The sequence below is a fragment of the Halopseudomonas sp. genome, assembly GCF_047631575.1.
GTDB lineage: Bacteria > Pseudomonadota > Gammaproteobacteria > Pseudomonadales > Pseudomonadaceae > Halopseudomonas.
Window position 1 is genome coordinate 187,187 of the sequence record NZ_JBLIAB010000001.1, and the last position, 21,264, is coordinate 208,450.

General features: G+C 57.4%; 22 protein-coding genes and 1 riboswitch. Of the genes, 16 read left to right on the plus strand and 6 right to left on the minus strand.

What is annotated here, in order from left to right; genetic code table 11:
• Position 1: 1 nt before the first annotated feature.
• The gene (locus ACJAXR_RS00955) at positions 2–241 is read left to right on the plus strand and encodes a DUF2007 domain-containing protein (protein ID WP_415056382.1); all 240 of its coding nucleotides are present in this window, start codon (positions 2–4) and stop codon (positions 239–241) included.
• Positions 238–900, plus strand: a complete 663-nt coding sequence (locus ACJAXR_RS00960; protein ID WP_415056383.1) for an SOS response-associated peptidase — start codon at positions 238–240, stop codon at positions 898–900. The genes ACJAXR_RS00955 and ACJAXR_RS00960 overlap by 4 nt, the downstream gene beginning before the upstream one ends.
• Here the strand turns inward: ACJAXR_RS00960 and ACJAXR_RS00965 are convergent, their stop codons facing one another.
• A complete protein-coding gene (locus ACJAXR_RS00965) occupies positions 901–3,036 on the minus strand; it encodes a methyl-accepting chemotaxis protein (RefSeq protein ID WP_415056384.1) in 2,136 nt (711 codons plus the stop codon).
• A gap of 186 nt (positions 3,037–3,222) precedes the next feature.
• Here ACJAXR_RS00965 and ACJAXR_RS00970 point away from each other — a divergent pair, with 186 nt between their 5' ends.
• Positions 3,223–4,038: a M48 family metallopeptidase gene (locus ACJAXR_RS00970; RefSeq protein ID WP_415056385.1), complete on the plus strand. Its 816-nt coding sequence runs from the start codon at positions 3,223–3,225 to the stop codon at positions 4,036–4,038.
• A gap of 314 nt (positions 4,039–4,352) precedes the next feature.
• A complete protein-coding gene (locus tag ACJAXR_RS00975) occupies positions 4,353–5,666 on the plus strand; it encodes an OprD family porin (RefSeq protein WP_415056386.1) in 1,314 nt (437 codons plus the stop codon).
• Between the two features lie 91 nt (positions 5,667–5,757).
• Here ACJAXR_RS00975 and ACJAXR_RS00980 read toward each other — a convergent pair whose 3' ends face one another.
• From ACJAXR_RS00980 to hrpB, 4 genes are all read right to left on the minus strand, one after another.
• Complete coding sequence (locus ACJAXR_RS00980; protein ID WP_415056387.1) at positions 5,758–6,561, minus strand: class II glutamine amidotransferase; 804 nt, start codon at positions 6,559–6,561, stop codon at positions 5,758–5,760.
• A gap of 118 nt (positions 6,562–6,679) precedes the next feature.
• Positions 6,680–7,258 carry a TMEM165/GDT1 family protein gene (locus tag ACJAXR_RS00985; protein WP_415056388.1) on the minus strand — a complete coding sequence of 193 codons (579 nt, stop codon included), beginning with the start codon at positions 7,256–7,258 and terminating at the stop codon, positions 6,680–6,682.
• A gap of 87 nt (positions 7,259–7,345) precedes the next feature.
• A riboswitch (yybP-ykoY riboswitch) is annotated at positions 7,346–7,468 on the minus strand.
• A 25-nt stretch (positions 7,469–7,493) separates the two neighbouring features.
• Entirely contained in the window at positions 7,494–8,513 is a 1,020-nt protein-coding gene (locus ACJAXR_RS00990) for a methyltransferase (RefSeq protein ID WP_415056389.1), read from the minus strand.
• Positions 8,514–8,599: 86 nt separating this feature from the next.
• On the minus strand, positions 8,600–11,140 hold the full coding sequence (gene hrpB / locus ACJAXR_RS00995; RefSeq protein ID WP_415056390.1) for an ATP-dependent helicase HrpB: 2,541 nt from the start codon (positions 11,138–11,140) through the stop codon (positions 8,600–8,602).
• Between the two features lie 117 nt (positions 11,141–11,257).
• Between hrpB and ACJAXR_RS01000 the strand changes: the two genes are divergently transcribed.
• The 7 genes from ACJAXR_RS01000 (at position 11,258) to ACJAXR_RS01030 (ending at position 16,688) form a co-directional block, all read left to right on the plus strand.
• The gene (locus tag ACJAXR_RS01000; RefSeq protein WP_415056391.1) at positions 11,258–11,668 is read left to right on the plus strand and encodes a polyribonucleotide nucleotidyltransferase; all 411 of its coding nucleotides are present in this window, start codon (positions 11,258–11,260) and stop codon (positions 11,666–11,668) included.
• Positions 11,668–12,552, plus strand: coding sequence for a cation diffusion facilitator family transporter (locus ACJAXR_RS01005; protein ID WP_415056392.1), 885 nt, complete (start codon positions 11,668–11,670; stop codon positions 12,550–12,552). The genes ACJAXR_RS01000 and ACJAXR_RS01005 overlap by 1 nt, the downstream gene beginning before the upstream one ends.
• A gap of 317 nt (positions 12,553–12,869) precedes the next feature.
• The gene (locus ACJAXR_RS01010) at positions 12,870–13,358 is read left to right on the plus strand and encodes an Lrp/AsnC family transcriptional regulator (RefSeq protein WP_415056393.1); all 489 of its coding nucleotides are present in this window, start codon (positions 12,870–12,872) and stop codon (positions 13,356–13,358) included.
• A 126-nt stretch (positions 13,359–13,484) separates the two neighbouring features.
• Entirely contained in the window at positions 13,485–13,655 is a 171-nt protein-coding gene (locus ACJAXR_RS01015) for a DUF2788 domain-containing protein (RefSeq protein ID WP_415056947.1), read from the plus strand.
• Positions 13,656–13,742: 87 nt separating this feature from the next.
• Positions 13,743–14,393: a TetR/AcrR family transcriptional regulator gene (locus tag ACJAXR_RS01020; RefSeq protein WP_415056394.1), complete on the plus strand. Its 651-nt coding sequence runs from the start codon at positions 13,743–13,745 to the stop codon at positions 14,391–14,393.
• Positions 14,380–16,056: an acyl-CoA dehydrogenase family protein gene (locus ACJAXR_RS01025; RefSeq protein ID WP_415056395.1), complete on the plus strand. Its 1,677-nt coding sequence runs from the start codon at positions 14,380–14,382 to the stop codon at positions 16,054–16,056. The genes ACJAXR_RS01020 and ACJAXR_RS01025 overlap by 14 nt, the downstream gene beginning before the upstream one ends.
• Positions 16,053–16,688 (plus strand): pseudouridine synthase, encoded by a 636-nt coding sequence (locus tag ACJAXR_RS01030; RefSeq protein WP_415056396.1) that lies wholly within the window; start codon positions 16,053–16,055, stop codon positions 16,686–16,688. Before ACJAXR_RS01025 ends, ACJAXR_RS01030 begins: the two co-directional genes overlap by 4 nt.
• Before the next feature lie 11 nt (positions 16,689–16,699).
• Here the strand turns inward: ACJAXR_RS01030 and ACJAXR_RS01035 are convergent, their stop codons facing one another.
• Positions 16,700–17,122, minus strand: a complete 423-nt coding sequence (locus ACJAXR_RS01035) for a DUF962 domain-containing protein (protein WP_415056397.1) — start codon at positions 17,120–17,122, stop codon at positions 16,700–16,702.
• Positions 17,123–17,221: 99 nt separating this feature from the next.
• On the opposite strand from ACJAXR_RS01035, the gene ACJAXR_RS01040 reads away from it, so the two are divergent.
• Genes ACJAXR_RS01040 through ACJAXR_RS01060 form a run of 5 tightly spaced genes read left to right on the plus strand, consistent with a single transcriptional unit; the run spans position 17,222 to position 21,260 of the window.
• A complete protein-coding gene (locus tag ACJAXR_RS01040; RefSeq protein WP_415056398.1) occupies positions 17,222–18,022 on the plus strand; it encodes a hydroxymethylpyrimidine/phosphomethylpyrimidine kinase in 801 nt (266 codons plus the stop codon).
• A gap of 10 nt (positions 18,023–18,032) precedes the next feature.
• Entirely contained in the window at positions 18,033–18,668 is a 636-nt protein-coding gene (thiE, locus tag ACJAXR_RS01045) for a thiamine phosphate synthase (RefSeq protein ID WP_415056399.1), read from the plus strand.
• A gap of 11 nt (positions 18,669–18,679) precedes the next feature.
• Positions 18,680–19,969, plus strand: coding sequence for a glutamate-1-semialdehyde 2,1-aminomutase (gene hemL / locus ACJAXR_RS01050; protein ID WP_415056400.1), 1,290 nt, complete (start codon positions 18,680–18,682; stop codon positions 19,967–19,969).
• On the plus strand, positions 19,966–20,637 hold the full coding sequence (locus ACJAXR_RS01055) for a hypothetical protein (protein ID WP_415056401.1): 672 nt from the start codon (positions 19,966–19,968) through the stop codon (positions 20,635–20,637). Before hemL ends, ACJAXR_RS01055 begins: the two co-directional genes overlap by 4 nt.
• A complete protein-coding gene (locus ACJAXR_RS01060) occupies positions 20,634–21,260 on the plus strand; it encodes a tetratricopeptide repeat protein (RefSeq protein WP_415056402.1) in 627 nt (208 codons plus the stop codon). The genes ACJAXR_RS01055 and ACJAXR_RS01060 overlap by 4 nt, the downstream gene beginning before the upstream one ends.
• Positions 21,261–21,264 lie beyond the last annotated feature (4 nt).

The following is a 21,264-nucleotide window of genomic DNA, read 5'->3' on the forward strand; positions in this document are numbered from 1 at the left end:
TATGCTCTGCGCCTATCGACCTCAGGACATGTCTGAAGCGCAGCTACTGCGCCAGATTCTTGCCGACAGTCACGTCAATTGCTACGTCAGTGGTGAGTATCTCCAGGGCGGCATCGGCGAACTCCCCGCTGCCGACCTTCTCGGTCTGTGGGTGTCTGCACAGGATCTGGGCCTCGCGCGGGAGCTGATCAGCGATTGGCAGCAGGCAACGCCGATCATGCCGGAAATGGACGATTTGTGAGCGGACGGCTCGCGCAGTTTTCCCCGCCAGCCAAGGATGTGCCTGTCGATTGGAGGCCACAATGGAACCTCGCGCCCGGGCAACGAGTGCTTATACTGCGCAAACTTGCAGGCAAGGTCGAATGTACCAGCGTCCTGTGGAATCTTACGCCGACCTGGCTGCGCCAGCTTGATCGCGCAGCCTTCAGCGCCCAAGCCGAATATCTGCATGAAAAGCCCATGTTCGGACAGGCGCTGGCACAGCGCCGCTGCATCATTCCGGTGGACGGGTTTTTCAGTTGGCACGCCCAGGGCACGCGCAAGCAACCCTGGTATCTGCGCCGCCACCAGGGTGGGCTCACATTGGCGGGATTATGGGAACGCTACAGTCTGGAGGACGGGAGTTTCTGGGATAGCTGCGCCCTGATAACCGCTCCAGCAAAAGGCTTGCCCGCACGTCTGTCGCCGCGCATGCCGGTCATGCTCAACAGTGCTGAACAGGCTATCTGGCTTGCGTCAGCGACCGCAGTCAGCAGCCTGCAGCCATTACTGCTCAATGCGGCCTCCCTGATCACGATGATGCATCCGGTCAGCCCGACAATGAGCAGCCCGACCACTCTGGGTGCCCAATGCTGCGCACCCAGCGGCCGAGCAGTTACTCTTGACCCGGCGCTGGACTGATCAGACCTTGAACTGGTTGATCAGACGCCGCTGTTGTTCGGCCAGCCGGGTCAACCCGGCACTGGCTTCTGACGCCTCCTGAGCACCACCAGCGACAGCTTTGGCGACCTGATCGATAGTGGCCACATTGCGATTGACGTCTTCGGCTACCGCACTCTGCTCTTCAGCGGCACTGGCAATCTGCGTGTTCATCTCGGTGATAACAGACACCGCCTGGGTAATCGATGTCAGCGCAGCATCAGCCTCTTCTGACTGCAACACACTTTCCTCAGTTCGAGTCCGACTCTGCTCCATAACCTTGACCGTATCGCGGGTGCCTTTTTGCAACTGCTCGATCATGGCTTGAATTTCTTCGGTCGAGGTCTGCGTCTTCTGCGCCAGATTACGCACCTCGTCAGCCACCACGGCAAAACCGCGGCCCTGCTCGCCGGCGCGGGCCGCCTCAATAGCCGCATTCAACGCCAGTAGATTGGTTTGCTCTGCTATGCCGCGAATCGTGGCCAGAATACCGGTAATGTTTTCACTATCGCGCGCCAGCGATTGCACACTGGCAACCGCCTTGTTTATGTCCTCGGCCAAGCTCAGTGTTGCCGCGGCGCTGGCCTTGACCACGTCTCGACCATGACTCGCCGAGCCATCGGCATTGCGAGCCGCTTCGGCCGCCTGGGCGGCGTTGCGCGCAACGTCCTGGGCAGTAGCGGTCATTTCGGTCACCGCTGTTGCCACCTGATCGATCTCGCTCAGCTGCCGCTGGATGCCATCGTTGGTGCGCATGGCTATATCTGCGGTGTTCTCGGAGGCATCCGTCACCTGTGCAACCGAGGCCACTACCTCACGAATCATCGCCTGCAACTTGTCCAAAAAGCTATTGAAACCCTTGGCTACAGCCCCGAGCTCGTCGCCGCGATCCACGACCAGTCGTTTGGTCAAATCACCGTCACCTTGGGCAATATCATCGAGCATGGCAACCAGGCGTCGGGCAGGGCGAGACAGACTCAAACCCAGCAGCACCATGATTACCAGACCAGCCAGGGCGATCACTACACCAATACCGATCAACGTCAACGCATCCTTTGCCTGACGCGCGTCAAGCTCGTCGCCCAGGGCGGTAACGTCGCTCATCACGACATCCAGGGGAAGCGTAATCAACAACATCCAGCGCGTACCGGTGTCGCCTATCGGAATCGGCATAACCAACTGTATAACGCCGCTCGCCTCGTCCAAGGTGTAAACCAGCTTATCGCCCAAGGCGGCCAGGTGCGCAAGCTCACCCGCATCCAGTACACGATCTGCCGCATCACCCGGCTGGGCGCCCTCACCCGTAAATGCGACCAGGCGGCCATTAGAACTCACCAGGGCCTGTTCGCCGCTGCCGTCAAACAGCGTTGCATTACTCTCTTTAAGCGCCTGCTGGATGAAATCCAACGACAGATCCACACCGACAATACCGCGGAACTCATCCTCCGATACTATGGGTACCGTGAACGAGGAAAGCATTACCTGAGTACCGCCCAGATCATAGGGTGCAGGATCAGTTACACAGGGTTTCAGGCTGTCACGCGGACACAGATAATACTCACCTTGGCGCACACCGGTGGAGGTCACCGTTTCGCTTTCCAGATCAGCCAACGGAGCCAGCTCTATTTCCCCCTGTGCATTCCGAAACCACCAGGGCATAAAGCGCCCGGTGCCGTCATAACCATCGGTCTTGACACCCTCAAAATATTGATCAAGGTCATCGAAGGCGTTGGGCTCCCAACCAACATAAACACCCAACAGATCCGAGTTCTGCTCTAATGAGTTGCGCAGTACCCGCACCATTTCCTCACGACTCATCATCAGCGTCGGCAAACCATCTCCTTCCAGCCCGCCCAACAGGCGGTTGAGCTCAGCCAATTGACCCGCCACTATAAACGGATCGCTCAACCGTCTGCGTATACGTTGGCTCTGAGCCGCAGCAACAGCAGTCAATCGCTCCTCTACTTGGCGTTCGATCAGCGCCCGACTGCTATCATGCACAAAACGCTGACTGCGATCCGCCGAACTGATGCTATACAGTGTCACCAATCCCACGGCTACAAACAGACAGGCCCCTGCAAGCACGACAATGGCAGACTGGATGGATTTGAATTGCATTCTCTACTCCGGCTAGATAAATCCTATAGTGTCGTATCGGCGGACTGATACAAATCTTCATTATCATTTTTGATCGACTGAACGTTTTAGTCGTTTGGCGAGTCTCAAGGTAATGCACACTGAGCCGTATGCAAACCGATTATGGCGATCCATCCAGGACGCCCCAACACCAAGGATTATCCCGAAATGCGTAGTCGTCTCATACTGATTTTACTGCCACTGCTGTTCTTGACCGGTTGCCAGGCTGTGCAGACAACTCAGGGAGGTGCAGTCGGCGTGGATCGTAAACAGTACATGTTCGGCGGACTCTCGAGCGCGGAGGTGGATCAAATGGCTGCGCAATCATACGCCAAACAGCTGGCTGAAGCCCGCTCCAAGGGTGTACTGAACACCGACAAGGCCATGCTCAACCGCTTGCGCCGGATCTCCGGTCACCTGATTCCCCAGGTCAGTTACTTTCGACCCGAAGCAAGCAACTGGAAATGGGAAGTCAATCTGATCAAGAGCGATCAGATAAATGCCAGCGCTGCCCCGGGTGGCAAGATCCTGTTCTACAGCGGCATTATCACCCAGCTCAAGCTGTCGGATGCTGAAATCGCCCAGATCATGGGACACGAAATCGCCCACGCTCTGCGCGAACACGGACGCGAGGCCATTTCCAGAGCCTATACATCCCAGATGGGTACCCAGATAGCAGGTGCCTTATTGGGTCTAGGGGAAGGCAGTATGCAGGTAGCCGATGCGGCCGTTCAGTACGGCCTGATGCTGCCCAATAGCCGATCCAATGAAACAGAAGCAGACCTGATCGGAATGGAGCTTGCCGCGCGTGCCGGCTATGCGCCAGAGGCTGCGGTCAGCCTCTGGCAGAAGATGGCCGCCGCATCCCAGGGCGCACCGCCTGAATTCCTCAGCACCCACCCCTCAAATAGTGGACGTATAGAAACCCTGCGGGCAACTATTCCGCGGGTACAGCCCCTATACAACGCGTCCACTAAACACTGAAACACCCCAAACGCGAATCACGATACTGGAAGCTGCCGTCAGGCTCTTCCGGTGTTTTATTTCAGGCTACCAGGCAGTCTGCCGGTGCCAAATCTGCAAGTCCAACCCGCCCAAACCAGCCTTCAGGTCTTTGTGCTCAGCCCAGCCCGCCTTCGTATATTCTAAAAAAGAATATTAAAATTTCTTTTTAGTCTTTTTTATAATCTAATAAGTCATTTATGTTACATTCATCAACTGTGACGCCATCTGGTGCCACTCGACAACGCAGCGATTTTCGCGGACGGCGTGTCTATAAAAATATCTGGAGCTTGGACATGAAGAAATCCCTGATCGCTGGCGCAGTGGCTGCTGGCATCGCTGCAGTAACGTTACCGGGTCTGGCCAATGCCAATGACGGCTTTATCGGAGGCAGCAAAGCCAACCTAGGCGTGCGTAACTTCTACTTCAATCAGGACGAGCGTAACGGTGTAGCAGCCCCATCCAAATCCGAAGAATGGGGCCAGGGTTTCGTGCTCAACTTTCAGTCTGGCTTCAGCCAGGGCCGAATAGGATTGGGTCTGGACGCTCTGGGCCAGGTTGGCGTTCGCCTGGACTCTGGCGGACGGACCGACAAAGCCGGTCGCAGCCGCAACCCAGGCGTCCTCTTTCCGCTTGAAGATGACAACAGTGCAGTCAATCACTTCGGCCGCTTTGATCTGACAGCGAAAGCCAAGATATCGCAAACCGAACTGAAATACGGCGCACTGGTGCCCAGACTACCGGTAATAGTACAAAGTGACGGACGTCTGCTGCCGCAAACTTTTCGCGGCACTCAGATCACCTCCAACGACATCAACGATCTGACGCTGCAACTGGGCCAAATTGGCAAAGCCAGCGGTCGGGCGTCCAGCGATTATGAGGAATTGCGCATTTCAGGCGGCACTAAGCGTGTCGACCAGTTCCGCTTTGCCGGTGGCGATTACAAGGTTACAGACAACCTTACTGCCAGCTACTATCTTGCAGAACTAAGTGATTATTACCGCCAGCACTATGTTGGCGCCGTACATAACGCCAATCTGGGCAACGGCAAGTTAAACACCGACCTGCGCTACTTTGACAGCAATGCCCAAGGTGCCAACAAAGACCGGCAAACAGGCTACGGTGCTAGCGGATTCAACAATGGAGGAAGGGTAGACAATACTGCCGCCAGCGCACTGTTCACCTTCAGTCAGAGCGGTCACGCTGCCGGGCTGGGTTATCAGCATCTCAGCGGCAGCAGCCATTTTCCGTTCATCAATAATGGTGATGGCGCTAGCGCTTATCTGATTACTGATTCGCAAATCGGCAAGTTCCAACGCGCAGGTCAGCGAACCTGGCTGGCCAGCTACGGCTACGACTTCAGCCAGGCAGGCATTGCCGGGCTGCGTGCCAACCTGATCTACCTGCGGGGCGCTGACGTCGATGCCGCCGTTTCAGGCAAAGACAAGGAGTGGGAGCGCAATATTCGTGTGGATTACACCATCCAGAAAGGGCTTCTGAAGAACGTCGGCTTCTCTCTGCGCAGCGCAGCATTGCGTAGCAGCGTGGCTGGCCAGCGCGACACGGATCAGACACGCTTTATCGTCAATTACAACATCGCTCTACTCTAGGGTTCTGACGCATTTATCCTGCAGCGCCTGCGGCTCGCGTGCCAACGCACGTGGGCCTTTACCCTGGCAACTCAGTTACCCATGGATAAGCTCATTTCTCAGCACCAGGGCCGTCTGTCAGTCCCAGTCTACCCTCCAGTATCACGTTCCCACCTTGCCATAGCCGCCATTCACCGGGGGCATAGGTGTGCCACGACTCATTGCTGGTCAGCGGTTCGGTGGCAATCACCGTGACTACATCGTTGGGTGTGGTGTGCTGCTGAAAATCCACCGAAAGCTCGACGTCACTCAATTGTGCAGGCCCGAACGGCGCTCGTCGGGTGATCCAGGCCAACTTGCTGGTACACAGGGTAAACAGCCAATCGCCGTTACTGATCAGCAGATTGCAGACACCTTGACTGGCGTATTCGGCGCAGGCATCGGCCATGCACGCCATCAAAGCCTCCAACGGCGGGCGCTGCTCGAACTGTGCGCGCAATCGATTGAGCAGATCACAGAAGATGGCTTCGCTGTCTGTGCTTCCCACCGACTGAAAGGGCCCTTGCATAGGGACGAATGACTGCATTTGCCCGTTATGCGCAAAAGTCCAATACTGCCCCCAAAGCTCACGACTGAATGGATGCGTGTTGGCCAGGCTTACCTGGCCAACATTGGCCTGGCGGATATGGCAGATGACGTTCTCGGACTTGATTGGATAGGTTTCGATCAGTTGCGCAATGGCCGAACTGTGGCAGGGCTGCGGATCATGAAAACAACGCAATCCACCGCCTTCATAAAAAGCTACACCCCAGCCGTCACAGTGCGGACCCGTGCGACCGCCCCGCTGCATCAACCCCGAAAAACTGAAGCAGATATCCGTTGGCACGTTGGCACTCATGCCCATCAACTCACACATAGAACGTCACTTTCCCGTGAATAAAATGGCTATCTGAATGCCTTTCTGGCAAGTCAACAAAGACCGCAGCATAACCCTGCACTCCTTTCGGCGATATGGTTTCAGGCTGATTTTACACTCAACCCTGAAAGGCTTGAATGGCCAACCAGCTTGCGTAGAGTCCCATCAACAGAAAAGCACTCGAGGCAACACGCCGGATAAGATCCAGCGGAAGTTTGGCAGCCACTGCATTGCCCATAAACACTACCGGTACGTTGGCCAGCAGCATCCCTAGGGTAGTGCCCATCACCACCCAGAAATAGGCGTCAAACTGAGCTGCCAGCACCACCGTTGCGATCTGGGTCTTGTCGCCCATTTCCGCGACGAAGAACGCCACTAGCGTGGTGATAAAGGCACCATAGCGGCTGATGGAAGGAGCTTCATCGTCATCGAGCTTGTCTGGCACCAGTGTCCAGGCAGCAACAGCGATAAAGGAGACGGCCAACAACGTGTATAGCCATGCGTCGCTGAAGACATTACTGACCAACTGACCCAGAGCGCCTGCTAGCGCATGATTGGCTAGGGTCGCAACAAGAATACCCAGCACAATAGGACCGGGTTGACGGAAACGCAGTACGAGTAATAACGCAAGAAGTTGGGTTTTGTCGCCGATCTCGGCCAGCGCAACAATCCCGGTTGAAACGAAGAAAGCGTCCAAAGAGGTTCCATAGGAGGGCGGATCAAAACCAATGACATACGTCCACCTCCGCCCTCGGCTGGTGTGCGTATGTCATAGGTCTCGTCAAACCGGAGCCGCTGGCGCGGCCGCAGGTTGCAAACGCCATGGTCTGCGGACCAAGTATGTTGACGTTTACCAATGCAGGCAGCAATGGCCTGCACAGTGAGACTACTCCCCTAAGACGGGTGGAATTTAACCCATACACTGCGTCTGGTCAACCGGGGGCGACTGCCGAATAGACCTTGAAGCGATTGTTCTCACGCAGTACCTGACAGGGTCCTATGTGCGTTTCAATCAGGGCCGGATAACGCAGGAAGCCGTTCGCCACAATACGCATCTCACCCCCAGGCAGCAGATTGCGGGTAATTTGCTCAAAAAACAGTTCGGCGATACTCGTGTCATGTTTGATGCCGGTATGAAACGGCGGGTTGCTGATCACTGCGACAAGCCGACCATGCACATCGCTGAGGCCGTCAGAGGGATAGATCTCCGCCTCTACCCCATTACGCGCCAGCGTCTGATGCGCGCAATACAGCGCCAGCGCATCCACATCCACCATTTCGAAGCGACTTTCGGGATTGCGTCTGGCCAGCGCAGTGGTCAGCACACCAGCGCCACAGCCAAAATCCAGCACCTTGCCGGCAGGCAAGAGAGCGGGCTCTTCGAGTAACAACTGACTGCCCTCATCCAGGCGGCCGTGACTGAATACGCCGGGCAGACTCACCAGCTTGATGGTCTGATCTGCCAGTTCGATATCAAACTCTCGCTGCCAATCCATCAGATCAAAGGGCGCCGCACTGCCGTTTACTGCCATACGCCAAAGCTGGCAATGCCGCGCCGAGTCGAGTTTCTCCGCGCCGCTGCCATAAGGTTGCATGAGCTTCTCGGCGCGGCTGATACCGCCTTTCTTCTCGCCTACCAGATACAACGGGCATCCGGCAGGCAGCTGGGGCACGATCTGCGCCAGCGCATATTCAGCCCGCTCGAGGGCTTTGGGCACCACCAGAATGGCTGCATCCAGGCCATCAAACTGCGGACACAGGTGGGAAAAGCTCAACCGTTCTTCGCCAAGCTGAGTCGCCAGACTGCGCTGGACCGACCAGTCCCAGGTCCATACCTGCCAATCCGCTTGTACGCTGCTGGTGAGATTGTCAGCTGGCGGATTGACCAGCAACACACGCCGGCCGGAAAAAAGCTCAGGGCTGCGTTCAAGAATCTGGCTGGTGTTGTCCAAAAAAACGCTCCGCTAATGGGTCAAGGTTCCGAGGCAGGGATTGTAAACGCGGCCCGCGCAGACGCAAAGCGCCTGTGCTCACTGCGTCAGTGTTTGCGCGGTTTTGCACGGCTGGTCGGCTCGGCTTGCAGGGGGTCGTCGGGCCAGTAATGCTTGGGATACCGGCCCTTCATATCCTTTTTGACCTCCAGATAGCTTCCCGTCCAGAAGCCCGCCAGATCCTGTGTTACCTGCACCGGGCGACGGGCCGGTGACAGCAGGTGAAGCTTGAGTGCGACCCGGCCGCCAGCAATACGCGGCGTATCCACACTGCCGAACATTTCCTGCAGACGCACGGCAAGCACCGGCGGGGTTTCACTGTAATCAATACGCATATTTGAACCGGTGGGTACCGTCCAATGCGTCGGCGCCTGTTCATCCAGTTCGCGTGGTAACGGCCAGGGCAGCAGACCCGCCAGAATGGCTGCCAGATCCAGATTACCGAAGTGAGCAAGACGGCTGACCTTACCGAGCCAAGGCGCCAACCACTGTTCCAGACTGTCGAGTAACTGCTGATCCGATAGATCGGGCCAGCGGCTGGCTTCAGCAGACTGCCCATCCACCGTTCTCAGCAGCGCGATACGAGCCTGCCACTGACGCAGGGCAGGCGTCCAGGGCAGCAGCGCCAAACCCTGTTTGCGCACTACCTGGCATAGGGCCTCGCTGCGCTGACCCGGATCGATCCGGGTCAGAGGCTCGCGGCTGAACACCAGTGAACCGAGCATACTCTGCCGTTCGGCCAGCAAAGTCTCACTGCGCGGATCCCACTCCAGGGTATCGCGACTGACCAGTAACTCTGGCAGATACCGTTCTATTAAGTCCGGATCCAGCGCTGCAGCGAGAAAGAGGCGCACGCTACTTTGCCCGGCGTGACCACCCAAACTGGCTACTGCGAGCCATTGCCGACTTTGCAGACTGTCGACATTGCCAAATGCAGCCGAGCGACCATTGGCCAGGCGATATTCACTGCCCGCCTGACCACGGCGACAGGCGATACGGTCCGGATAGGCCATCGCCAGGAGCAGGCCAATCCATTGTTCTGCATTGCTATCGGGCACCTCCCTTGACACCGGACGGCGTTCGATGAACCGACGCCACTGCTTCGCCAACGTCTGCGCACGCTGCAACGCACCCCGGTCTACTGCCGATTCGGCGCGAGAATCAGCGAACACAGCCAGACGCCTTGCCAAGTCCGCATCGTCCACACCTCGCAGCAGATCCCGCTCACTGACAATCGCCGCCACCCGACAAGCCATTACGCCCAGACCCAGACTCTGACCGCGCAGCAGCATATGCGCCAGTCGTGGATGCATGGGCAATTCCGCCATGGCGTGGCCGTGGGATGTCTGCAGCCAGCCGCCACCCACCTGTTGCAATGCACCCAGACGCTCCAGCAACTCGCGACCTTGCTGCAGAGCAGCAGAGGGCGGTGGATCGAGCCAGGCCAGTTCACTTGCCTCCTGGATACCCCAGCCAGCCAACTGCAAGGCCAAAGGGGCGAGATCAGCCTGTAATATTTCTGGTTCGCTGCGCGCAGCCAGTTGATCCTGCTGAGTCACCGACCACAGCCGATAGGCCACACCTGGTTCCAGCCGGCCAGCCCGACCAGCGCGTTGGTCGGCGGCCGCGCGGGACACCCGCAAGGTGTGCAAACGGGTCATACCCGATACGGGGTCGAACGCCGGCTGACGGGACAGTCCGCAGTCAATAACGATCCGCACCCCCTCGATAGTCAGGCTGGTCTCGGCAATCGAAGTGGCCAGCACAACCTTGCGCAGACCAGAAGTTATCGGCGCTACGGCCAGGCGCTGGCTGGCAAAATCCAGCTCACCGTGCAACGGCATGATCTGGACAGCGGACTGGCTGCCCAGGGCCTCGTTAAGCTGTCTCTCTACTCTGCGGATCTCGCCGACACCGGGCAGAAAAACCAGAATACTACCGGCCTCCTCGGCCAGTGCCTGGAGCACGCATTGCAGCACTAAAGGCTCTATTGGTTGGCCTGGACGGACCGAATTGCCATAACGCACATCCACCGGATACTGACGACCCTGGCTGCTGACAAGGGGTGCGCCATCAAGCAGTTCGCATACCGCTCCGGCATCCAGCGTCGCAGACATCACCAGCAGCTTGAGGGGTGGATCATCGCGCAGGTACTGCTGTGTCTGCAAACACAACGCCAGGCCCAGATCAGCATCCAGGCTACGCTCATGGAATTCATCGAAGATGACCAGGCCTACGCCGGGCAATTCCGGATCGGCCTGCAGCAGACGCTGCAATATACCCTCGGTAACTACCTCGATACGCGTGGCCGCACTGACCCGACTTTCCAGTCGAATACGGTACCCCACCGTCTGACCCACCGGCTCGCCAAGCAATTGCGCCAGCCGCTCGGCCGCTGCACGCGCAGCAAGTCTGCGCGGCTCAAGCATGATGATCTTTTGTCCCTGCAGCCAGGGACTGTCCAGTAGTGCAAGGGGCACCATGGTCGTCTTGCCGGCGCCTGGTGGTGCCTGCAATACAGCGGCAGGATGATCAGCCAACGCGCTTTTCAGCTCCGGCAGTATCAGGGTAACGGGCAAATCATTCATTCGAGTACGGCGCCAGACATAAAAGAAGCTATTATACCTGCTATAGGACACCGCCTGCGGCACGCTTCGCTGCACGTTATCGAGAACTTCTGCTGTTCAATGCCAAGAGAGCCAACCATGAGAATGAAACCTGTTGCCTGCGCCCTACTAACTGTCGTGCTCACCAGCCAACTGGCCGCGTGCGGTACTGTTTTCTACCCCGAGCGCCGGGGGCAGATCAGTGGCCAGATCGACTCAGGCGTAGCGGTCCTTAATGGCATCGGATTGTTGTTTTATCTGGTGCCCGGAGTCATAGCCTTCGCCGTAGACTTTGCTACCGGCGCCATCTACCTGCCCGATTCACGCTACAGCGTGGCACCGGAAAAGTTGAACAATGCCGTCGGTGCAGATGGCCAGGTTGACCCGCTAAAACTCAAGGCCATCCTGCAGCAGGAGCTCGATCTAGATCTGCCGCTGGAGCATGCCCAGCAAATGGATCGCCCAGGCGCTGCCCAGCTGACAGCGCTAGGCATGCCACCACGCGCCTGATGAATACATCTGAATATCTTGAACCGACAGAACGTGAGCGACTGCTCAAGCTCGCGACCTATGCCTCGGTGGGGGTTGCATTCGGGCTGATAGCATTGAAGGGTGGCGTCTGGTTCGCTTCCGGATCAGTCAGCATACTGGCCTCGCTGATCGACTCGCTGATGGACAGTGCCGCATCGGTTATCAATCTGTTCGCCGTGCGCTATGCGCTCAAGCCCGCGGATCGCGAACACCGATTCGGCCATGGGAAGGCCGAGGCTCTGGCAGGTCTGGCGCAGGCTGCTTTCATTGTCGGCTCTGCGGTCCTGGTGCTGCTGCAGGGCGTCGGGCGGCTGCTTGATCCGCAGCCCATCAATGCCACCTGGCTGGGTATCAGCGTAATGGTATTGTCGATTATCGCTACGCTGGGCCTACTAGCTGTCCAGCGACATGTGATAAAGCGTACTGGCTCGACTGCGATCAACGCGGACTCGATTCATTACCGCTCCGACCTGCTGCTCAACGCCAGCGTGATAGTCGCGCTATTACTGGCCGCCTACGGTATCCAACGTGCCGACGCCCTGATGGGACTGGGTATCGCACTGTATATAGGCTATAGCGCACTGCGCATTGGTCTTGATGCCATTCAGATTTTGATGGATCACGAACTGCCTGAAGAGGTGCGTACCGAAGCCCTGGCTTTGGCCCGGGGTGTCGCAGGGGTAATCGATGTGCATGACTTTCGCAGCCGTCAATCCGGGCATCATTGGTTCATGCAGATGCATGTGGAATTGCCCGCGCAGATGTCGCTGCTGGAAGCCCACGATCTGGGTGAGGCTGTGCGCAGCGTGTTGGAGCAGCGCTTTCCCCAAGTCGATGTGTTGGTGCACACAGACCCGGTCTAAGAACAGCTGGCACAAAAACGGCCGGTTCCGTGGGATACCGGCCGTTCTCGTAGCGCCCTTATCACTCCAGGGTTGGAGGCTGCCTGAGTCCCGAACCTTGTGGGCCGGGGGGCCGGAGGGTAAGCATCCTGTAGGATGCTTACCGCCCGCTCCCCTTATGGGGGAGCGGAGTGGACGAGCCGGCCTTGGCTTCGAACTTGGGACCATGATACCCGTAGCATCGCAGCATTAATGACCTAATATTGCCGAAATTAAATAATAATTGGCAATAATAATTATTCATATCGTAAATTACAGCAATTTTGAGCTACTAAATCATGAATGAACACAATCTGGATCGTTATGACCTGAAAATTCTTGCCGCACTGCAGCACGATGCTCGCATCAGCAATCAGGAGCTTGCGGAGCGTATTGGTCTTTCTCCCTCGCCGTGCTCAAGGCGGGTAAAGCAGCTGGAAGACAGCGGCTTTATAAGAAGCCAGGTTGCGCTGCTCGACCCTCGACGACTCGGCCTGACACTCACCGCGTTCGTGATGATTGGTATGGATCGCCATACCCCTGAGCGCTTTGCCGGATTTGAAAGTGCCATACGCGACTGCCCCGAGGTGCTCGATTGCTGCTTGGTGACAGGTATGGACGCCGATTACCATTTGCGCGTCGTGGTACCCGACATGGAACACTATCAGCAGCTCCTGCTTGGCCGTCTGACCCGCATTGAAGGCGTATCGAGCGTGCGCTCCAGCTTCGTCCTCACCCAGATCGTCGGCAGTACCGAACTGCCACTAAGTCACCTGCAAAAAGGGTAAATGCTGCGGACCTGCGACGACCCGCCACAGGCCCGAACGGCTGAAACCGTTATAATGACTTTAGTGCTTTAGGTACATATTCAACGGGAGACTACTGTGGCATATCAACAGTTCGAAGCCATCGCCATGCCTCTGATGATCTTTGCCCTGGTCGCGTTCATGGGTTACATCGTCTGGGACTTGGCAAAAAAGTCCAAGGCAGGCCGCTTCGGAACAGCGATACTTTTTTTTGGCCTCGGGCTAGGGGTCTTGGGCTTTGTCATCAAGGCCGTTGTCATTGGCCAACTGGGCGGCTGAATTACCCGCGCGACTGTCGCTATACCCTCCTGCGTCAAAATCTGAACACTGTTTTACTTGATAAAAATATAAACCTGGATTCAGATTATGGCGTACCGCACTAGCGAATCCCGTATCGAGCGCGACCAGGCTCTGCGTGAGCATATTCTTGACTGCGCGCTGCATCAGGTTGCAGATGGCGGCTTTTCCGCATTAACCATGACGTCTCTGGCTAGCAGCGCAGGAATTGCGACCGGAAGCCTTTATCGCCACTTCCCTGGTAAGGCAGCGCTGGCCTGTGAGGTCTTTGCCCGCGCCACACGAGTCGAGATCGACAGCTTGAAAACAGCGTTTTTTGGTCAGGGCGATGCTGCACAACGATTATCTCGTGGACTTACTCAATTCGCCGCCCGCGCCTGGCAGAGCCGCCAGTTGGCGTACGCTTTGATAGCCGAACCAGTAGAATCCGAAGTTGATGCCCAGCGCCTGCGTTATCGCGAAGCCTATGCGGAGCTCTTTATCCGGCTTATCCGTCAGGGTAACGAGGATGGCAGCTTTACTGTGTACAACATTCCAGTGACAGCTGCCTTTATGGTCGGCACCGTAGCCGAGTCGCTTATCGGGCCACTATCGCCGCAGGCCCGCGCACTGCGCGCTAGCGGCCTGCCCAGCGAAAGTCTGGAAAGCGTCACCCGAGCCCTTACTCTTTTTTGTTTGCGCGCCTTGGGCGCCAAGGAGCCTGATCATGCACCCCTATAGTCACGCCGAGCTGTATGCCGAAACCCATGAGGTTACCAATCAAGTCCCGGACCTGAAAGGTGTCAACCTGTACCGTGCCGACTTGCCGCTGCAGGAGTGGTTGCACCGTTTCGGCGGTAGTTGGGCTGACCCGGACCTGGCTGCTTTCGGCCAGCTCACGGGCGATCCGCTCATGCACGCCGGTTTTCTGGCCAACGAAAACAAACCCGTATTTAAAAGCCATGATCGCTTCGGCAACCGTGTCGATATCGTTGAATTTCATCCGGCGTATCATCAGCTGATGAGCGCCGGCATCGCCCAGGGCATCACTTCTGCCCCCTGGACGGATCCGCGCCCTGGCGCCCATGTTGCACGCGCGGCGAGCATGTATCTACACAACCAGATCGAGTCCGGTACCTGTTGTCCGATGACCATGACTTATGCATGCATTCCCACCCTGCGGTTACAACTGGATCTCGCAGAGGTTTGGCTGCCGAAGATCCTCTCGCGCCAATACGATCCGCGTAACCTGCCAATAGAACAGAAAACCGGCGCTACGATCGGCATGGCGATGACCGAGAAACAGGGAGGCACCGACCTGCGCTCAAACTCTACCCGCGCCTATCCTGTCAGCATTGGCGGCCCCGGCCAGGCCTACGAGCTGGTCGGGCACAAATGGTTTTGCTCGGCCCCGATGTGTGACGCCTTCCTGACGCTAGCGCAGACCGAAAAAGGCTTGAGCTGCTTCCTGCTGCCCCGTCACCGACCTGATGGCAGCCGCAATCAATTCTATATTCAGCGGCTCAAGAACAAACTAGGCAACTGGGCCAACGCTTCGAGCGAAGTCGAATATCGTGGCGCACTGGCATGGATGGTGGGTGAAGAAGGCAGGGGTATTCCGACTATTATCGAAATGGTCTCGCTAACCCGCTTTGATTGCATGATCGGCTCCAGCTCACTGATGCGTCAGGGCCTCACTCAGGCCACACATCACTGCGCAAACCGCTCGGTGGGTGGACGCCTGCTGGCCGAACAACCCCTGATGCAAAATGTGCTGGCTGATCTGGCACTCGAAAGCGAGGCGGCATTGGCTTTGACAATGCGCATGGGCAAAGCGATAGACGCCAGTCACGACGAACATGAAAAAAAGTTTGCCCGTCTGGTCACCGCGATTGGCAAGTACTGGATATGTAAACGCGCACCGGGAATGATCAATGAAGCGCAGGAATGTCTCGGCGGCGCCGGCTATGTGGAAGAGAGCATCATGCCGCGGCTGTATCGCGAGGCACCAGTCAACTCGATATGGGAAGGCTCCGGGAATGTGCAATGCCTGGACGTCTTGCGGGCACTGTCCAAAGAGCCGGGCGTACTTGAAGTATTATTCAGCGAACTGGGCGACGGCCACGGTGACGCACATCTGGCGCGGCATATCGAGCAGATCAAGACGGATTTCCGTGACACCGACGACATACAGTACCGCGCCCGCCAACTGACAGAAGATGTGGCCGTGGCGCTGCAGGCAAAACTGTTGATCGAAGCAGGTAATCAAGTGGTATCCGACGCGTTCATCACCAGCCGACTGGCTGGTCACGGCCGCGCCTACGGTACTCTGCCCAGAGGCACTGACGTCGCGGCGCTAGTGGCCCGGGCATCATCTACCAGTTACATTTCAGGTCCGACATGAGCAGCAAAAAACCCATAAATCCTGCCGCTCCCGCGCCTGGCAAGCCGCAAAAACCACGCAGACAGGCAGCACCCCGGCCAGACGTCCCAATGCTTGTGGCCTTGAACAAGCCCTTTGATGTTCTGACCCAATTCACCGACGGCCAGGGGCGGCAGACGCTCAAGGACTATGTTGATATCGCCGGAATCTATACAGCCGGGCGCCTCGATCGCGACAGCGAGGGGCTGCTGCTACTGACCAATGACGGTCAACTGCAGGCACGCATTACCGATCCGACACACAAGCTGGCAAAAACCTACTGGGTACAGGTAGAGGGCCTACCCTCGCAAGCGCAACTGGAGCAACTACGAAACGGCTTACAGCTCAATGATGGCCCTACACGTGCAGCCGAGGTCGAACACATAGCCGAACCCCTGCAGCTATGGCCGCGCCATCCGCCTGTGCGTTATCGCGCCAGCATACCGACCAGCTGGCTAAGCATGACCATACGCGAGGGGCGCAACCGACAGGTGCGCAGGATGACTGCGGCAGTGGGTTTGCCTACGCTGCGGCTGGTCAGGGTGCAGATAGGCGACTGGACCCTGGGTGATTTACAGCCGGGCCAATGGCAGAAGCTGACCATTTCCGGGTAAGGCGGCGCTGACTAGTAGCGCAGACCGAACGAACGAAACAGTGCTCCAATCAGCCAGATAGGACCAATCAACAAAAACTGCACGTCCTTGAAAAACGATGGCTTTTTACCTTCTAGATGGTGGCCAATGAACTGACCTATCCAGGCCAGCACGAAGATCGCGATGCTCGGCACCAGAACGTAATTCATGCTGGCCAGAATCAACAGCATCAACACACTGAATGCCAGCATGACGGCGGCTATACGCCAGGACAGCATGACATAAAAAGCCATTGCCCCCGCTACTGCGATCACCGATGCCCAGGGGTGTATAGCCCAGAGTATGCCCAACACACTGAAAGTGATTAGCGGCACACATATCCAGTGCAATACCTTATTAATCGGATTGCGGTGACTCTCGCCGTATTCGTCAAACCACTGATCTATTGCTCGCATAATAAAGTTCCGTTGTTGATACGTTCGGTGATCATTTTCGGGCGCAAAAGGCGGTTCGCTCCCCTGCCGATGCCCGACGCATAATGATAAGCTTAGTCTATGAAAACATTACTTCCTTTCCGTCCTGTTGTTCTTTGTCTCTCCGGTCATGATCCCAGCGGCGGTGCAGGCCTGCAAGCCGACATTGAAGCACTGATAGCACAGGGCTGCCATGCAGCTCCCACCATTACTGCGCTAACGGTGCAAAACACCGTAAACGTCACCGACTTCAGAGTACTCGATCGTGAGTGGGTGCTAGCACAGGCTAACGCCGTGTTGGCCGATATGCCGGTATCAGCGGTCAAGCTCGGAATGCTGGGTAACCTCAGCATGGTCGAAACAATCGTCGAACTGATGCAAGACCATCGGGATTTGCCACTGGTCTGTGATCCGGTCTTGCGCGCCGGCGGTGGCGGTTCTCTGGGCAAGGACGAAGTGGGCTATGCATTGCGTGAGCAGCTGCTACCTATCGCACTGATCGCGACGCCTAACCTGCCCGAGGCGCGCATTCTCGCGGAGCTGCCAGCTGGCACAGCAGACGAATGCGCAGCCAAGCTGCTGCCCTTTTGTCGCAACCTGCTGATAACCGGAGGCCACGGCGACGAAAGGGAGATTCACAACCGGTTATATTGCCGTGACGGCACCCAGCACACGTTTACCTGCCAACGCCTGCCCGGCAGTTACCATGGCTCAGGCTGCACGCTGGCCAGCGCGCTGGCGGGTCGACTGGCACTCGGTGAAGAGTTGGTCAGCGCCGTTCGCTCGGCTCTTGATTATACCTGGCGCACGCTGCGCGATGCGGAACAGCCTGGCATGGGACAGTACGTTCCACGGCGATTGCCTCTGGACTTCTGTTCATGAGCAACCAGCGATGAGCAGGCAGCTCAGAGGTCTGTATGCGATTACCGACAGCATGTTGCTGGCCGGAGGCAAATTGATACCTTGGGTAGATGCAGCGCTGGCTGGTGGCGCAAGAATAGTGCAGTACCGGGACAAATCCGGCGATTCGATGCGCCGTCTTGACGAGGCACGCGAGCTGAACCAACTGTGTCAGCACTACGGTGCAACGCTTATCATCAACGATGATTTACCGCTCGCCACCGAACTGGGTGTGGGCTTGCATCTAGGCCGTGAAGATGGCTGCCTGCGCACCGCACGCGAGCAATTGGGCCCACATGCCATCATTGGCGCGACCTGTCATGCCGACTTGAATTTTGCGGCAGAGGCGGAGGCTGCCGGTGCCAACTATATTGCCTTTGGCCGTTTTTTCCAGTCGGTCACCAAGCCGGGCACGCCACAGGCAACGCCGGTCCTGCTCGAACAGGCACGGCAACGTTTCAAGTTGCCTGTTGTAGCGATCGGCGGCATCACACTCAACAATGCGCCACACCTCATCGGCGCCGGCGCCAGCATGCTTGCCGTGATAAACGGCCTCTTTGCAGCGTCCAGCGCAAACGAAGTCGAGCATCGTGCCCGCGGCTTCACCGAACTCTTCCAGTCCAATTGAGAGAATTGTCTATGTCCCGCTCTGCTCGCTCAGAAACCCTCTTTGCCAATGCCCAGAAACACATACCCGGCGGTGTCAATTCACCGGTGCGCGCATTCAAGAGCGTCGGCGGTACGCCGCTGTTTTTCAAACATGCGGAAGGTCCCTACGTTATCGACGAAGATGACAATCGTTATGTCGACTATGTTGGTTCCTGGGGGCCAATGATCCTCGGGCACAGCCACCCCGCCGTCCTCGATGCGGTACGCGAGCAACTGCAGCATGGACTGTCTTTTGGCGCGCCGACGGCGATGGAAACCGAGATGGCCGAACTGGTCTGCAACCTGGTGCCTTCCATGGAGATGGTACGCATGACCAGTTCCGGTACCGAAGCCACCATGAGCGCTATCCGCCTGGCCCGAGGATTTACCGGTCGAGACGACATCATCAAATTCGAGGGCTGCTACCACGGTCATTCCGATAGTCTGCTGGTCAAGGCAGGCTCAGGAGCACTCACCCAGGGTGTACCCAACTCAGCCGGCGTGCCTGCCGATTTCGCCAAACATACCCTGACCCTGCCGTTCAATGACATTGACGCCGTCGAAACCATGCTCGCTGACGCAGGCACCCGCGTCGCCTGCATCATTGTCGAGCCAGTTGCCGGCAATATGAACTGTGTGCCCCCGGTGCCCGGCTTTCTTGAGGGTCTGCGCACCCTGTGCGACCAGTATGGCGTGGTGCTGATCTTTGATGAGGTCATGACCGGTTTTCGCGTCGCCTTGGGCGGTGCCCAGGCCCTCTATGGCGTCACGCCAGACCTCACTACTTTCGGTAAGATTATTGGCGGCGGCATGCCCGTTGGGTGCTTTGGCGGCAAGCGCGACATCATGGAAGTGATTGCACCCCTGGGCCCGGTCTACCAGGCGGGCACCTTGTCGGGCAATCCGCTGGCTATGGCGGCGGGTCTGACCACCTTGAAACTGCTCAATCGCCCAGGGTTTCATTCTGAGCTAAGCGACTATACCAGCCGCATGCTGACTGGACTTAAGGAGCGTGCGCAAGCCGCCTCGATCCCGTTCGTCACCACCCAGGCCGGCGGCATGTTCGGACTGTATTTTTCCGACGCTGATGACATCCTCAGCTTTGAGGATGTCATGGCGGGTGATATTGAACGCTTCAAACGCTTCTTTCACTTGATGCTCGCCGGTGGCGTTTACCTTGCGCCAAGTGCTTTCGAGGCAGGCTTCACCTCAATCGCCCATGGCGAAACGGAACTCAAGCTGACACTGGATGCCGCGGAAAAGGCGTTCGCCGCCCTATGACAGCCTTCGTTTACCTGTGTTTGACAGCCAGCGCTATGTTCTTGTGTCTGTGGCTGTGGCGCCGCCGGGCTGACAGACGAGAGGGTGCACGGGGCGCAATCACTGCTAGCCTGGTCGCACTGGTACTCATCGCCAGTACTGCATTACCCCTCGCTCTGGCCCAGTGGGGCATTACCAATGCAGACTTGACGCACGCCCAGCGCATCATGGGTCTTGCCGCGCAACACATGAGCCTGCCGCTGCTGGGGCTGGCATGTCTGTATCTGGCCAGTGGCTGGCGCTGGAAACCGATGAACTGGAGCCGAGTCATTCTCGGTATTCTTGCCTTCTACGAATTATCCCGCTATCTGGAATGGCAAAGCGGCTATCTTTGGCTGTTGACCCTCGCTGGCGTTATCAGCCTGGGCATCAGCGGGCTGCTCAACGCCGGGCGCGACCGCCGGCTGGGCATACTCTGTCTGGTCGCAATTGTCTGCATACTGGCACCAACACTGTTGGGCGGCTTGAACGATCAGCTGCCTTTGCTGAGCCTGCTGGATGCCAAGACTCAGGCCAGCTGGCTGGTGCCGGGTTTTGTTGCTGCCGGACTGGCTGTTGGCGTGGTTGCCGAACAGGCGCACAATGATAATCATAACCAAACCGAACCAGAGGCCCCTTCAGAGTCATGAGCATCTCGCTGCGACACCCGTTTCTGTTGGTCTGTATGCTAACTGGCCTCGCCAGCCCGGCCATCAGTGCACAAGAGCAAAACGGTAATCCGTTATTGATCAGCACCGATGAACGTTGCGCCTTCAATCGGGTGGACGATGAGAGCTTGGAGCTGGCGATCGAGGCCTGTCGCACCGCTGCCGAGGAAGGCGATTTACAGGCGCAGTTCGAGATCGGCGAATTCTATTATCAGGGCGAACGGGTCGAGCGCGACATCGAAAAAGCCCTTGAATGGTTCGAGCAGGCATCAATACAGGGCCATCCCGGGGCACAGTATCAACTCGGTCTGATGCATTTTCAGGGCGAAGGTGTCACTCGCAACTTACCCCAGGCCTACATCATTCTGAAAATGGCCGCAGTCAACGGAGAGGAAGCAGCGATGGATGCCAGCGACCGCGTTGCACTGCAAATGAACGAGAATGAGTTGACAGTGGCGACCCACGTTCTGGGAACCTTGTTTCGTGATTATCTGACCCAGCTTCGTGAAGAACAACTCCAGGAACTGCAGAACAGCCCCGCAGCGCCCACGGGTCTCCCTTACCCGGAGACCGAATCCGGCGCCATTATGACTGAGCCGCGCTAGAGAG